Source organism: Nocardia sp. MH4 (genome assembly GCF_019266065.1).
GTDB lineage: Bacteria > Actinomycetota > Actinomycetes > Mycobacteriales > Mycobacteriaceae > Nocardia > Nocardia canadensis.
In genome coordinates, this window is record NZ_LPNR01000132.1 from 203,445 (window position 1) to 216,621 (window position 13,177).

Annotated in this window: 12 protein-coding genes; 6 read left to right on the forward strand and 6 right to left on the reverse strand. The window is 71.6% G+C overall.

The annotated features are described in order from the left end of the window. Nucleotides 1-258: 258 nt before the first annotated feature. The 3 genes from ATM97_RS33225 to thiO are packed head-to-tail and all read right to left on the reverse strand — an operon-like array spanning nucleotide 259 to nucleotide 2,307. On the reverse strand, nucleotides 259-1,020 hold the full coding sequence (locus ATM97_RS33225) for a thiazole synthase (protein WP_218722166.1): 762 nt from the start codon (nucleotides 1,018-1,020) through the stop codon (nucleotides 259-261). Then, entirely contained in the window at nucleotides 1,013-1,228 is a 216-nt protein-coding gene (gene thiS, locus ATM97_RS33230; RefSeq protein WP_218722167.1) for a sulfur carrier protein ThiS, read from the reverse strand. The genes ATM97_RS33225 and thiS overlap by 8 nt, the downstream gene beginning before the upstream one ends. Then, nucleotides 1,225-2,307 carry a glycine oxidase ThiO gene (thiO, locus tag ATM97_RS33235; RefSeq protein ID WP_218722168.1) on the reverse strand — a complete coding sequence of 361 codons (1,083 nt, stop codon included), beginning with the start codon at nucleotides 2,305-2,307 and terminating at the stop codon, nucleotides 1,225-1,227. Before thiO ends, thiS begins: the two co-directional genes overlap by 4 nt. Nucleotides 2,308-2,386: 79 nt before the next feature. Here thiO and thiE point away from each other — a divergent pair, with 79 nt between their 5' ends. Further along, nucleotides 2,387-3,091, forward strand: coding sequence for a thiamine phosphate synthase (gene thiE, locus ATM97_RS33240; protein ID WP_218722169.1), 705 nt, complete (start codon nucleotides 2,387-2,389; stop codon nucleotides 3,089-3,091). A 6-nt stretch (nucleotides 3,092-3,097) separates the two neighbouring features. Here the strand turns inward: thiE and ATM97_RS33245 are convergent, their stop codons facing one another. Next, on the reverse strand, nucleotides 3,098-3,727 hold the full coding sequence (locus tag ATM97_RS33245; RefSeq protein WP_218722170.1) for an NUDIX hydrolase: 630 nt from the start codon (nucleotides 3,725-3,727) through the stop codon (nucleotides 3,098-3,100). 129 nt (nucleotides 3,728-3,856) lie between these two features. Between ATM97_RS33245 and ATM97_RS33250 the strand changes: the two genes are divergently transcribed. The 3 genes from ATM97_RS33250 to ATM97_RS33260 are packed head-to-tail and all read left to right on the forward strand — an operon-like array spanning nucleotide 3,857 to nucleotide 8,792. Next, nucleotides 3,857-5,329: a hypothetical protein gene (locus tag ATM97_RS33250; RefSeq protein ID WP_255588747.1), complete on the forward strand. Its 1,473-nt coding sequence runs from the start codon at nucleotides 3,857-3,859 to the stop codon at nucleotides 5,327-5,329. Beyond that, complete coding sequence (locus ATM97_RS33255; protein ID WP_218722171.1) at nucleotides 5,326-6,288, forward strand: glutamate ABC transporter substrate-binding protein; 963 nt, start codon at nucleotides 5,326-5,328, stop codon at nucleotides 6,286-6,288. Before ATM97_RS33250 ends, ATM97_RS33255 begins: the two co-directional genes overlap by 4 nt. Nucleotides 6,289-6,293: 5 nt before the next feature. Continuing rightward, nucleotides 6,294-8,792 carry a tetratricopeptide repeat protein gene (locus ATM97_RS33260; protein ID WP_218722172.1) on the forward strand — a complete coding sequence of 833 codons (2,499 nt, stop codon included), beginning with the start codon at nucleotides 6,294-6,296 and terminating at the stop codon, nucleotides 8,790-8,792. Here the strand turns inward: ATM97_RS33260 and ATM97_RS33265 are convergent. Together ATM97_RS33265 and pta are read right to left on the reverse strand one after the other, a co-directional pair. Then, nucleotides 8,789-10,009 carry an acetate kinase gene (locus ATM97_RS33265; RefSeq protein ID WP_218722216.1) on the reverse strand — a complete coding sequence of 407 codons (1,221 nt, stop codon included), beginning with the start codon at nucleotides 10,007-10,009 and terminating at the stop codon, nucleotides 8,789-8,791. The genes ATM97_RS33260 and ATM97_RS33265 overlap by 4 nt on opposite strands. Nucleotides 10,010-10,026: 17 nt before the next feature. Continuing rightward, nucleotides 10,027-12,105, reverse strand: coding sequence for a phosphate acetyltransferase (gene pta, locus ATM97_RS33270; protein ID WP_218722173.1), 2,079 nt, complete (start codon nucleotides 12,103-12,105; stop codon nucleotides 10,027-10,029). Between the two features lie 74 nt (nucleotides 12,106-12,179). On the opposite strand from pta, the gene ATM97_RS33275 reads away from it, so the two are divergent. Then, nucleotides 12,180-12,686 (forward strand): nitroreductase/quinone reductase family protein, encoded by a 507-nt coding sequence (locus tag ATM97_RS33275; RefSeq protein WP_218722174.1) that lies wholly within the window; start codon nucleotides 12,180-12,182, stop codon nucleotides 12,684-12,686. Nucleotides 12,687-12,764: 78 nt separating this feature from the next. Then, nucleotides 12,765-13,148 (forward strand): MerR family transcriptional regulator, encoded by a 384-nt coding sequence (locus ATM97_RS33280; RefSeq protein ID WP_218722175.1) that lies wholly within the window; start codon nucleotides 12,765-12,767, stop codon nucleotides 13,146-13,148. Nucleotides 13,149-13,177 lie beyond the last annotated feature (29 nt).

Consider the following 13,177-nt stretch of genomic DNA (forward strand, 5'->3'; position numbering starts at 1 on the left):
GAGTCGAAACTGCCGGCCATGGTGCCACAGATCGACAGACCTTCCTGCCTACTTTCGCCCGAGCGTCTGCAGATTCGTCTCGATGGCGCCTGTGTATCGCGAATGCGCGTCGGCGGCCGCCTGGCGCATCGTGGTGATGCTTGCAGCAGCCTCGGCCGCAGCGGTCACCCACTGCCCGAAAGCGTCAGCCTGCGCATCCGCAGCGGCGCCGGTGGCGGAGTGCTACCAGTGCAGGTACAGACAGAGCGTGGCGTCGGCCTACCGGGCTGGGGAGGATGCCTGAGCCCAGAAACGCTTGGGGATGCGGCCCGCTCGGCGGGCGAGGTGGCCGGCGCGGACGGCGGCGGCCATGGCCGAGGCCATCAGTTCGGGGTCGCGGGCTCGGGTGACGGCGGTGGCCAGGAGGACGGCCGAGCAGCCGAGTTCCATGGCCAGGGCGGCGTCGCTGGCGGTGCCGATGCCCGCGTCGAGGATGACGGGCACGCCCGCGGCGGCCACGATCATCTCGATGTTGTGCGGGTTGCCGATGCCGAGGCCGGTGCCGATGGGGCTGCCTAGGGGCATCACCGCGGCGCAGCCCGCGTCCTCGAGCCTGCGAGCCAGCACCGGGTCGTCGTTGGTGTAGGGCAGGACGACGAAACCGGCGTCGACCAGCTGTTCGGCGGCGTCGAGCAGCTCGAACGGGTCGGGCAGCAGGGTGCGCTCGTCGGCGACGACCTCGAGCTTGACCCAGTTCGTCTCCAGCGCCTCGCGCGCCAGCTGCGCGGTGAGCACGGCCTCGGCGGCGGTGCGACAGCCCGCGGTATTGGGCAGCAGGGTGATGTCGAGGCGCTTGAGCAGGTCGAGCACGCCGGTGCCGCCCGCGGCGTCGACCCGGCGCATGGCGACGGTGGTGAGCTCGGTGCCGGAGGCGATCAGGGCCTCTTCCAGGACGGCCAGGTTCTCGGCGCCGCCGGTGCCCATGATCAGGCGCGAGCCGAACTCCTTGTCCGCGATGCGCAGCGGTGCGGGCTCAGCCACCCTGCACCGCCGTCAGCACCTCGATGGTCCAGCCGCGGCCGACCGGCTCGTCCCAGCGCGACTTCGGGAACACCGCGCCGTCGACGGCCAGTGCCACGCCCTGACACGGCAAGGCGAGCCTGGTCAGCAATTCGCGGATGCTGAGCGGCTCGGGGAACTCGTGGTCGACACCGTTGACGGTGACGCCGATCGGGATGGTCGAGGTCATCGAACTCCTCCTGGGGACAGCTGCAGCGCCGGAAAGCGTTGCGGTGATGCGATTTCCGCGATCGCGGGCGACTCGTCGTCGAGCAGCCCGGGAACGAGGGTCGCGGTGAGCGCGAGGGTGAGCATGCCGTTGCGGCCGTGGCCGGTGGCGGCGACGACGCGGTCGTCGAGCGCGCCGAGCAGCGGCAGGTTGTCGGGGGTGCCGGGCCGCGAGCCCGCGTTCGCTTCGGCCAGTTCGTATTCCGCGATGCCGGGCAGGATCGCCTCGGCGTCGGCGATCAGGTCGCGCACCCCACCGACGGTGACCGCGGTGTCGAAGCCCGCCTCGTATTGTGTTGCGCCGACGACGATTCCGTCCGCGCGCGGCACCAGGTACACCTGCCGGCCGTGCACCCTGGCCCGGATCACCCGGCTCGGCGCCGGACTCACGCCGGGCCGCTGCCGCAGGCGCAGGATCTCGCCCTTGACCGGGCGCACCGGCAGCCCCGGCCACAGGTCGGCGGAGCGCGCGCCCGCCGCGAGAACCACGCGGTCGTGCGGCAGCTCGGCGAGCGCGGTGACGGCTGCGGCCCGGATCTCGACGCCCGCACCGGCGCAGGCGGCGCGCAGGGCGGTCAGCACCCGGCGGTTGTCGACGGCGGGTTCGGTGGTGGCCAGCAGACCCGCGCGCACGGTGCGGGCCAGCGCCGGTTCGAGCGCGCGCACCCCGGCCCGGTCGAGGACGCTCAGCTCGTGGCCGAATCCGGCGAGCCAGTCGGCGACGGTGCGCAGGTCGGCGGCATCGGCGCCGTCGAGGGCGACGGTCAGCGTCTCGTCGGCGACGAACACCGACTCACCGGTGATCGCGCGCAGCCGCTCGGCGAAGGCGGGCCAGGCGGCCAGCGCGGCGGCGCCGAAGGCCAGCACCCGGTCCTCACCGGGCCAGCCCTCCGACAGCGGCGCGAGCATGCCGCCCGCCACGAAAGACGCGCCCGAGCCCGGCGCCGGATCGAAGACGGTGACGGTCCAGCCGGCCTCGGCGGCCTGCCATGCGACGGCGAGTCCGACGGCGCCGCCGCCAACGACCGCCAGAGTTCGCATCACGTTCCACCTGTCTTTTTCCGCCTACCGAGCGCCTCGGCGTTCGCGTCTCCACGGTAGCGCGACTACCGTCGACACTGTGCAGCCCTCCCATCCGAATCGATCCGTCCCGCCCAGGGAGCGCCTGTCGAGCGCGCTGCTGTATCTGTGCACCGACGCGCGCCGGGAGAAGGGCGATCTGGCCCGCTTCGTCGATGCCGCGCTAGCCGGTGGCGTCGACATCGTCCAGCTCCGCGACAAGGGGTCGCCCGGCGAGGCCGAGTTCGGCCCGCTGGAGGCCAAGGCCGAGCTGGGCGCCCTCGCCGAGATCAAGGCGGCGACCCGCAGGCACGGCGCCCTGCTCGCGGTGAACGACCGCGCCGACATCGCGCTGGCCGCGGGCGCCGACGTCCTGCATCTGGGCCAGGGCGACCTCCCGCCCGCCTACGCGCGCCGCATTCTCGGCCCCGATGTCGTCATCGGCCGGTCGAGTCACAATCGAGCCCAAGCCGGGCTGGCGGCCATCGACGGCCATCTCGACTACTTCTGCACCGGCCCGATCTGGACCACGCCGACCAAGCCGGGCCGCCAGGCCGCGGGCATCGACCTGGTGCGCTCCACCGCCGACGCGCACCCGACGATGCCGTGGTTCGCGATCGGCGGCATCGACGCGCAGCGGCTGCCCGAGGTGCTCGCCGCGGGTGCGCGGCGGATCGTCGTGGTCCGCGCGATCACCGCGGCCGCCGATCCGGAGGCCGCGGCGCGCGAGCTCAAGCAGGCACTGGTCGCCGCGGCGGCGGAGTAGCGCGACTCAGGTCAGCAGGCTGGTCAGGGCCGCGGCCAGGTCATCGGCCGGGTCCGGGCCGATGGTGACCTCGGCGCCGGGTCCGTCCAGCGCGTGCAACCAGAAGAACCCGCGATCGGCGAGTTCGACGGTCCGGGGCAGGTCGGTGACCGGGTCGGCGGCGAAGCGCAGGCGCAGCGGGACCGCGCGCAACCCGAGCCAGGCCGCGGCGAAACCGGGGTGCAGCGGGAGGTCGTCGACCTCGCCCTCGGCCACCCAGACCAGCTCGGAGCTCTCCTTGTTGGCGACGGTGGGCAGCGGGAACTCGGCGTCGGCGACCACCGTGGTGTAGGTCCAGCCGCTCGGGGCGGTCATCGTCAGCCGTTCGGCGCGCACGCGCAGCGCGTCGGCGGTGATGCCCGCCTCCTCCCAGGCTTCCCGGACCGCGGCGTGCTCGGCGCTCTCGTGGGAATCCCGCGCGCCGCCGGGGATGGCCCAGGTGCCGCCCTGATGACTCCACGGCGCGCGGTGCTGGAGCAGCACCGCCGACCCGCCCCGGGGCAGCGGCGCGCGCAGCAACAAGCCCGCCGCACCGTACTTGCCCCAGTGCCGAACCCCGCCCGGACTGTTCGACCAGCCGTCTCCGTCACCGCGCATCCAATACTCTTTCCTCCGTAGCAGCCGAGCAGCAACCGCTTCGGGGGTGTCTGCGGGGCTGCGCCACCGGTAGGACCACAATAAACTCCGCACCACGAGGGGTGCGCGGACAGCACGGGGAGGTGAACGATGGTCGAACCCGGGAGTCGCGATGCCTCGACCGAGGTCGCGGCCGTTCGTTCCGGCCCGTCGCCGCAGGCCACGCAGGGTTCGGCGACGGCTCCGGCCGCGCCGGTGACGAGCCGGCGCGCCGCGTTGCGGAAACCGGCGATCGTCGTCGACCGGCCGCCGGCGCCGGACGTGAAGGCCCTGCGTGCGCAGTTCCATCCCGCCCGCTTGCGCGGGTTCGTGCAGTCCTCGCCGGGTCGGCTCGTGGCTGCCGGTCTGGTGCTGATGCTGCTGTGCGTCGCCGCGGGCGCGGTGACTTCGACGACCGTCAGCGACCGCCAGCAAGCTCTCGGCGTCCTGCTCGACGACACCGAACCCGACGCCCACTCGGCCAATCACCTCTACACCTCGCTCTCGATCGCCGACGCCGCCGCGGGCACCGCGTTCATCGCGGGCGGACTCGAGCCCAAGACCGTGCGCGACCGCTACACCCAGGCCATCGGTGAGGCCGCCGCCGAACTGGTGACCCAGGCCGGGCACATCTCCGTCGAAGAGGCCGCCGACCCGTCGGGCACCGATCGCAAGCTGCGCACCGGCATCGCCACGGGTTTGCCGGTCTACACCGGCCTGATCGAGACCGCGCGCGCCAACAACCGCAACGGCTACCCGGTCGGCGCCGCCTACCTCAGTGAGGCATCGCACCAGATGCAGACGGCGCTGCTGCCGATGGCCGAGGAACTGGAGAACCACCGGCTCGACGCGGTCACCGCCGCCCAGCACCGGCACGTGTTACCGCCCTGGCCCGCGATCGTGCTGCTGATGGCGACGCTGGGCGCCCTGCTGTGGGTCCAGGTGGAGCTGGCCAGACGCTCGCGACGGGTATTCAACATGGGCCTGCTGCTCGGCACCGCCGCGCTCGCGCTGACGCTGGTGTGGACCGTGGCCGCGGGCTCGGTGTCGGCGGTGTCGATGATGCAGTGCCGCGACCAGGGCGCCGTGCCCGCCGCCCGGCTGGCCGAGAGCCGCATCCTGGTGCAGCAGGCCAGGTCGGCGGAGATGGTGAAGCTGGTGCGCCGCGACGCCACCGGCGACTACGACCGCACCTTCGACACCAACACCGCCCGGCTCACCGAACTGCTCGCCGGCTACCCGCAGGACGCGCCCGCCCGCGCCGAGGTCGCCGACGCCCGCACCGCGCTCGCCCGCTGGCAGTCGGCGCATCAGCGGATGAACGACACCCTGGCCCGCGGCGACTTCGCCGGCGCGGCCGCGGTCGCCACCGGGCCCAGCGCCGCCGACGCGGCCGCCCAGGTCGACGCGATCGATCGTGCCCTCGGCAAGGCCGCCGCGGCCACCAGGGACACCCTGCGCGACAAGGTCTCCCAGGCCATCGACGTGCTGACCTTCCTCGCTCCCGGCGCGTTCATCCTCGGCATCGTCGCCGCGGTGTGCGTCGCGCTCGGCCTGTGGCCGCGACTGCGGGAGTACCGGTGAGGCGCGGGCGGATCACCGCGGCGCTGCTGCTCACGGCGGCGGCGCTGCTCGGCGGCTGCGCCGACAGCACCCCCGCGCCGGACGACCGCAGCGTCTACTCCGAACCGCCCCTGCCCGCCAAGGCGATCCCGATCGGCACCGACACCCCGGTGCCCGCCCGCGGCGGCGAGCAGTGCGGCGACCCGACGGCGAGCCTGCGTCCCAGCACCTCGCGCGGTCCGACGATCGACGCCATCCGCGCCAGGGGGAGGTTGATCGTCGGCCTCGACGCGGGCAGCAACCTGTTCAGCTTCCGCGACCCGCTGACCGGCCGGATCGTCGGCTTCGACGCCGACATCGCCCGCGAGATCGCGCGCGACCTGCTCGGCAACCCGGATCTGATCGAATACCGCAGTCTCGCTTCGGAAGAACGCGAGCGGGCGTTGCAGGAGCACACCGTCGACCTGATCGCCAAGACGATGACGATCACCTGCGAGCGCCGCCAGCGCGTGGCGTTCTCCACCGTGTACCTGCGCGCCGACCAGCGGGTGCTCGCGGTGAAGAATTCCGGCATCAACGGCCTGGCCGATCTGGCGGGCAAGCGGGTGTGCGTGGTGCGCGGCACCACCTCGCTCGACCACATCCGCCGCGACCAGCCCGCCGCCACCATCCTGACGGTGCCGACCTGGGCGGACTGCCTGGTCGTGCTGCAGCAGCGCCAGGTCGACGCGGTGAGCACCGACGATTCGATCCTGGCCGGCCTGGCCGCGCAGGACCCCTATACCGAGGTCGTGGGCGCGAGCATCAGCGCCGAGCCCTACGGCATCGGCATCCCGAAGGGCGACGACGACCTGGTCCGCTTCGTCAACGCCACCCTGGACCGCATCCGCAACGACGGCACCTGGGTGCGCATCCACCGCCGCTGGCTCGCCTCGCTCGGGGAGACGCCGAGCCCGCCCGCTCCGACGTACCAGGACTGATCGGCATGACCACACCGACGAACGGTGAACCGGCGCAGGAAGATCCGGCGCGCCAGGAACCTACGCAGCTCACCCACCGCCCCGAGGGCGAACTGCCGGGCGGCTGGACGCTGCCGCCTGCCCCGGCCGACGACGAGACCATGCCGCTGCCGATCCAGGCACCGCACGCGCCCACCGAGATCGCGGCGGCCAGGCCCGCCGAGCCGGACCAGCCACCGGCCACCCAGCGGGCGGGCGGGCGCCACGGCACCGAGGCCTCGCGCGCCGTGACCGAACCGCCCGGCACCCAGGCCGCTCCCGCCCGCACCGGATCCGGCGACCTCGCCTGGCCGTCCGGCGCCCAGACCGGGCCGAGCACGTCCAGGTCCGGGCGCAGTGTGCGCACCGCCAGGTCACGCCCCACCCGCAGACTCGGCGCGGGCCTGGTGCCGATCCCGACCGTCAGCCCCGCGGACCCCCGCGAGGCGGTGCTGGCCGATCCGGTGGTCTCGGAGGGCAGGCGGTTCTGCTGGCGCTGCGGCGACCCGGTCGGCCGCTCGACCCCGACCCATGCCGGGACCTCGGCCGGGCAGTGCGGGACCTGCGGCGCCGCCTACGATTTCCGGCCCTCGCTGCACGAGGGCGACATGGTCGCCGGGCAATACGAGATCCAGGGCTGTATCGCCCACGGCGGCCTCGGCTGGATCTACCTGGCCATCGACCGCAATGTCAGCGACCGGTGGGTGGTGCTCAAGGGCCTGCTGCACGCCGGCGACGGCGAGGCGCAGGCGGTCGCGGTGGCCGAGCGGCAGTTCCTGGCCGAGGTGGCGCACCCGAGCATCGTCAAGATCCACAACTTCGTCGAACACACGGCGGCCGACGGGTCGAGCACCGGCTACATCGTGATGGAGTACGTCGGCGGTCACTCGCTGCGCGACATCCTCGACGCCAAGCCGCCGGGCGAGCGGATGCCGCTGGCCGAGGCCATCGCCTATGTGCTGGAGATCCTGCCCGCGCTGGAACACCTGCACTCGATCGGGCTGACCTACAACGACCTCAAGCCCGACAACGTGATGGTCACCGAGGACCAGGTCAAGCTGATCGACCTGGGCGCGGTCGCCACCATCGAGGCCTACGGAAACCTCTACGGCACCAAAGGCTTCCAGGCTCCCGAGATCGCCAGGACCGGCCCGACCCCCGCCTCCGACGTGCACACGGTCGGGCGCACGCTGGCCGCGCTCACCCTGGCATTGCCCAGTGAGCACGGCCGCTACCTCGACGGCATCCCCGATCCGGCCGACGAGCCGCTGCTGGCCCGCTACGAATTCTTCTACCGGTTCCTGCTCACCGCCACCGACCCTGATCCGGCCCGGCGGTTTCCGTCGGCGCGGGCGATGTCGGCCCAGCTGGCGGGCGTGCTGCGGGAGATCCTGGCCTACGACACCGGCGCCGAGCATCCCCAGCTGTCCACCGTGTTCAGTCCCCAGCGCACCAGCTTCGGCACCGAGGAACTGATCAGCCAGACCGATGCCTACCTCGACGGCGTCGGTCGCTCTCCCCTGCTCGACTCCGGCGATGTGGTCGCCGCGCTGCCGGTTCCACTGATCGACCCCGCCGATCCGTCGGCGCCGCTGCTGGCCGCGACCGCGAATCTGGAACCGGAGCGGGTGCTCGAGGCCCTGCACGAGGCGCGCGAACGCGCCGAGGCGGACCCGGACAACGCGCCGGAAACGCTGGCGGGCGAACTGGTCTTCGCCGAGACGCGGGCCCGGCTCGAGCTCGGCGAATCGGCGGCGGTGCTGCATCTGCTCGACCGCGTCTCCGGCGAATCCGATTGGCGCGCCGACTGGTTCACCGGCCAGGCCTACCTGCTCGAACTCGACTACGAGGCCGCCTTCGCCGCCTTCGAAGCGGTGCTGCGGGTACTGCCCGGCGAGATCGCGCCCAAGCTCGCGCTCGCCGCCACCGCGGAACTGATTCTGCAGCACTGGGATTCCGAGTCGCCCGAACAGTGGCGCGCCTTCGCCGAGCGCTACTACGACACCGTGTGGCGCACCGATCGGGCGGTGGTCAGCGCCGCTTTCGGTCTGGCCAGGCAGCTGGCGGTGGCGGGCCGGGTCGGCGAGGCGGTGCACGCCCTCGACGACGTCCCCGCCGCGTCCCGGCACTTCACGACCGCTCAGACCACGGCGATCCTGTTGCTGCTCACCAGCGCTCCCGTCGCCCAGCTCGACGAACAGGTGCTGCGCCTGGCCGCCTCCCGGGCCCAGTCCATCCCGCCGGGCGAACACCGCTCCACTCTCATGCGCACCCTGGTGCAGGGCACCGCGCTGGCCTGGCTGCAGGCCGGCAACACACCGAAGCGCAAGGACGCCAAGCTGTTCGGCCGCCCCTTCGACGAACGCGACCTGCGCGACGGCACCGAGACCGGCCTGCGCGCGCTCGCCCGCAACGCGCCCGACCGCGGGCACCGCTACGCCCTGGTCGACCTGGCCAACTCGCTGCGCGCGAAGTCCTGGTTCTAGGCCGACCCGCCGACCAGCGCGTGCGCGGCCCTGGCGATCGCGAGTTCCTCGTTGGTCGGCACCACCAGCACGTGCACCGGCGCGAACTCCGGCGAGATATGGCGGACACCGGGGGTTCTGGTCTCGTTGCGAACCCTGTCGACCTCGATGCCGAGGTTCTGCAGCCCCGCCAGCGCGTCCGCGCGCACCGACGCGCTGTTCTCCCCGACGCCCGCGGTGAAGACGATGCTGTCGATCCCGCCGAGTTCCACCAGGTAGGCGCCCAGGTAGCGGCGCAGGCGGTGGATGTAGACGTCGTAGGCCAGTTTCGCGGCGGCGTCGCCGTTGTCGATGAGCTGCTGCAATTCGCGGAAGTCGTTGACGCCGGACAGTCCCTTGATGCCGGAATTGCGGTTGAGCAACTGCTCGACCGCGGGCAGGTCCAGCCCGGCGACGTTCATCAGGTGCGGCAGGATCCCGGGGTCGAGATCGCCCGGCCTGGTGCCCATCACCAGGCCCTCCAGCGGGGTCATGCCCATGGTGGTGTCGATCGCGACGCCGCCCGCCACGGCCGAGGCCGACGCGCCGTTGCCGAGGTGGAAGACGATCTGGTTCAGCTCCTCGACGGGCCGACCCAGGAATTCGGCCGCCTTGGCGGAGACGTACTGGTGCGAGGTGCCGTGGAACCCGTATTTGCGGACACCGTGCGCGGCGGCCAGTTTCGCGTCGATCGCGTAGGTCTTGGCTGCCTCGGGCAGGGTGTGGAAGAAGGCGGTGTCGAAGACCGCGACCTCCGGGATGCCGGGCAGCAGTTCCCTGGTCGATTCGATGCCGACCACGTTGGCGGGGTTGTGCAGCGGCGCGAGCACCGACAGCTCGTCGATGGTGCGCAGGACCTCGTCGGTGATCAGCGTCGGCTCCCAGAACACCTCGCCGCCGTGCACCACCCGGTGCCCGACCGCGCCGATGCCGATCGTGGTCAGGTCGATGCCGGTGTCGCGGAACATCTCGAACGCCTGGCGCAGTCCCGCCCGGTGGTCGGCGATGACGCCCTCGTGCACCAGCTTGCGGTCCCCGCACTCGTGCACGATCCGGCCGCCGTGTGACTCACCGATCTTCTCGACCAGCCCGGAGGCGAGCACCTCGGACGAGTCAGCGTGCAGCAGTTGGTATTTGATCGAGGAGGAGCCGCAGTTCAGCACCAGCACCAGGTCGCTCACACTGTCTCCGTTCGGCATGCTCGGGCGCTGACCACTCATGCCTGGTCGCCCTGCGCCTGGATCGCGGTGATCGCCACCGTGTTGACGATGTCGGCGACCAGCGCGCCGCGCGAGAGGTCGTTGACGGGTTTGCGCAGGCCCTGCAGCACCGGGCCGATCGCGACCGCGCCCGCGCTGCGCTGCACGGCCTTGTAGGTGTTGTTACCGGTGTTGAGGTCGGGGAAGACGAACACCGTCGCCCGCCCGGCCACCTCGGAGTCGGGCAGCTTGGTACTGGCGACCGTCGGCTCGATCGCCGCGTCGTACTGGATCGGGCCCTCCACCGGCAGCTCCGGCGCGCGTTCGCGCACGAGTTCGGTGGCGACCCTGACCTTGTCGACATCGGCGCCCGACCCCGAGGACCCGGTCGAGTACGACAGCATCGCCACCCGCGGATCGATCCCGAACCGAGCAGCGGTGCCCGCCGAGGAGATGGCGATATCGGAGAGCTGCTCCGAGGTCGGGTCGGGCACCACCGCGCAGTCGCCGTAGGCGAGCACCCGATCGGCCAGGCACATCAGGAACACGCTCGACACCGTGGCGACGCCGGGCACCGTCTTGATGATCTCGAAGGAGGGGCGGATGGTGTGCGCGGTGGTGTGCGCTGCGCCGGAGACCATGCCGTCGGCGATCCCCTTGTAGACCATCATGGTGCCGAAATACGAGATGTCGGCCATGGTTTCGCGGGCACGCTCGAGCGTCATGCCCTTGTGCTTGCGCAGTTGGGTGTACTCGGCGGCGAATTCGTCGAGGTAGCCGGAAGTGCGTGGGTCGAGCACCTGCGCGGCGGCGATGTCGACGCCCAGTTCGGCGGCGCGGGCCCGCACCGAGGTCTCGTCACCGAGGATGGTGAGGTCGGCGATCTTGCGCTGCAACACCCGGCCCGCGGCGCGCAGGATGCGGTCGTCGTCGCCCTCGGGCAGCACGATCCGCTTGCGATCGGCCCTGGCCCGCTCGATCAGCCGGTACTCGAACATCTGCGGGGTGACCACGTTCGACGGCGGTACCTGGATGCGCCGCAGCAGTTCCGGCGCGTCTACGCGCTCTTCCATCAATGCCAGCGCCGTGTCGACCTTGAGCGGGCTGCCGGCCCACATCCGCCCGCGAGTGCCGTGTACCGCGCTGGCGGTGTCGTAGGTGCCGAGTTCGGTGGTGAGGATCGGCAGTTTGGGGTGCAGGCCCTCCATCAGGCGCGCGATGGCCGGATGGGGGCGGATGCCGCCGTTCATGATGACGCCGGCCAGCGACGGAAAGCCCTCCGCCTCATGGGCGTTCACCACGCTGAGCAGAACATCGGAGCGGTCGCCCGGGGCGATCACGACCACTCCGTCGGTTAGTCGTTCCAGGATGTGCTCGGCGGTCATGCCACCGACCATGATCCGCAACGCCTCGCGCTGCAGCAGTTCCGGGTCGCCACTGTAGATCTCGCCGTCGATGGCGCCGCACAGCTCGCCCATGGTCGGCGCCATCAGCAGCGGCACCTCGGGCAGCGTCCAGGACGGCACGTCGAAAACGGCCAGCGCGGCGCCGATCTCGTCGATCTCGGCGGGCGCGCAGCGGTTGGCGACGACCGCGACCAGCTGGGCGTGCTCGGCGGACAGCTCGGTCGAACACAGCTCCACCAGCTGCTTGACCTCGGTGGGCGTGCGTTCGGCGCCGCGCACCACCAGCAACACCGGCGCGCCCAGGTTCACCGCGATGCGCGCGTTGTAGCGCAGCTCGCTCGGGCTGGCGACATCGGTGTAGTCGCTGCCGACGATCACCACCGCGTCGCAGGCCTTGGCGACGTCGTGGAACCGCATGACGATCTCGCTGATCGCGGCGTCGGGGTCGCGGTGCACGTCCTCGTAGGTGACGCCGATGGCCTGCTCGTAGCCGATATCGGCGGTGCTGTGCTCGAGCAGCAGTTCGAGGATGTAGTCGGGCTCGGCGGTCGAGCGGGTGATCGGGCGGAACACCCCGACGCGCGCGGTGGTCGCGCACAACATCTGGAGCACGCCCAGCGCCACCGTGGATTTTCCGGTGTCACCCTCGGGTGAAGCGATGTACACGGTGGACGTGGCATGTTCGACCATGGTCGCGAGCTTAGTTAATCGACGGCGATTCGGGGGTTCGGTGTGGCGCGATCGGCCGCGTTATAGTCCGGCCCATGACATCGCAGTTCCCGGATCGGCAGTGGGGTTCGCGCACCAATCTCCTGTCCCGCGCCGCCAATCGTTTCGCCGCGACGAAGCCGGGTTCCTGGCTGATCCGCACGGTGACCCCGCTGGATCGGGCCTTGCTCAAGCGGACCGACGCCAAGTACACCGTGCTCGGCCCGATCGGCGCGCCGGTGATCCTGCTGACCACCACCGGCCGCAAATCCGGCGCGCAGCGCACCCAGCCGCTGCTCTACGTGCACGACGGCGACACCCTGTACGTGGTCGGCTCCAACTTCGGCCAGGAGCACCATCCCGCGTGGACGGGAAACCTGCTGGCGAACCCGGCGGCCACCGTGGCCATCGCGGGTGAGCGCATCCCCGTCGTCGCCACCCCGGTACCCGACGCCGACAAGGAAGCGCTGTTCGCCCGCTTCATCGAGATCACCGGCGCCTACGCCGCCTACCGCGACCGGACCACGCGCGACCTGCGCATGTTCGCGCTGCGCCGGGCATAGGGCCGACCGCCGCGGCGTTGTTGCCTTGACACCGGCGGCAAGGTCTACCGTGACGGCCACGGTCATCGAGGAGGTCGCATGCTGATCGGCGAACTGGCCGAGCGCACCGGTTCCAGCGCTCGCGCGCTGCGCTACTACGAACAGCACGGACTGGTCGAACCGCGCCGCGACGGCAAGGGCTACCGGATCTACGACGACGTCGAACTGCGCGTCGTCCGCAAGATCCACGCCCTGCGCACCGTCGGCTTCGAACTGGCCGACATGCACCCGTTCGTCGCCTGTCTGCGAGCGGGCGACGGCTCGGGCGACGGCTGCCCCGACTCCGTGGAGGAGTTGCGCCGCAAACTCGACGAGGTCGACGCGGCCACCCGCCGCCTGGCCGCGATCCGGACCCAGCTGGCCACCCAGCTCGCCGACGCCCTCGCCGCCGAACCCGGCGACCCCGCCTGTTCGCTGCGCTGAGTCGCGTCGAATTCCGGTGTCCCGGAGGA

Coding starts and splice junctions, on each gene's coding strand:
- thiS (WP_218722167.1), bottom strand. CDS start 1,228: ATGACCTCGACCATCCCGATCGGCGTCACCGTCAACGGTGTCGACCAC.
- thiO (WP_218722168.1), bottom strand. CDS start 2,307: ATGCGAACTCTGGCGGTCGTTGGCGGCGGCGCCGTCGGACTCGCCGTC.
- ATM97_RS33245 (WP_218722170.1), bottom strand. CDS start 3,727: ATGCGCGGTGACGGAGACGGCTGGTCGAACAGTCCGGGCGGGGTTCGG.
- ATM97_RS33250 (WP_255588747.1), top strand. CDS start 3,857: ATGGTCGAACCCGGGAGTCGCGATGCCTCGACCGAGGTCGCGGCCGTT.
- ATM97_RS33260 (WP_218722172.1), top strand. CDS start 6,294: ATGACCACACCGACGAACGGTGAACCGGCGCAGGAAGATCCGGCGCGC.
- ATM97_RS33265 (WP_218722216.1), bottom strand. CDS start 10,009: ATGCCGAACGGAGACAGTGTGAGCGACCTGGTGCTGGTGCTGAACTGC.
- pta (WP_218722173.1), bottom strand. CDS start 12,105: ATGGTCGAACATGCCACGTCCACCGTGTACATCGCTTCACCCGAGGGT.
- ATM97_RS33275 (WP_218722174.1), top strand. CDS start 12,180: ATGACATCGCAGTTCCCGGATCGGCAGTGGGGTTCGCGCACCAATCTC.
- ATM97_RS33280 (WP_218722175.1), top strand. CDS start 12,765: ATGCTGATCGGCGAACTGGCCGAGCGCACCGGTTCCAGCGCTCGCGCG.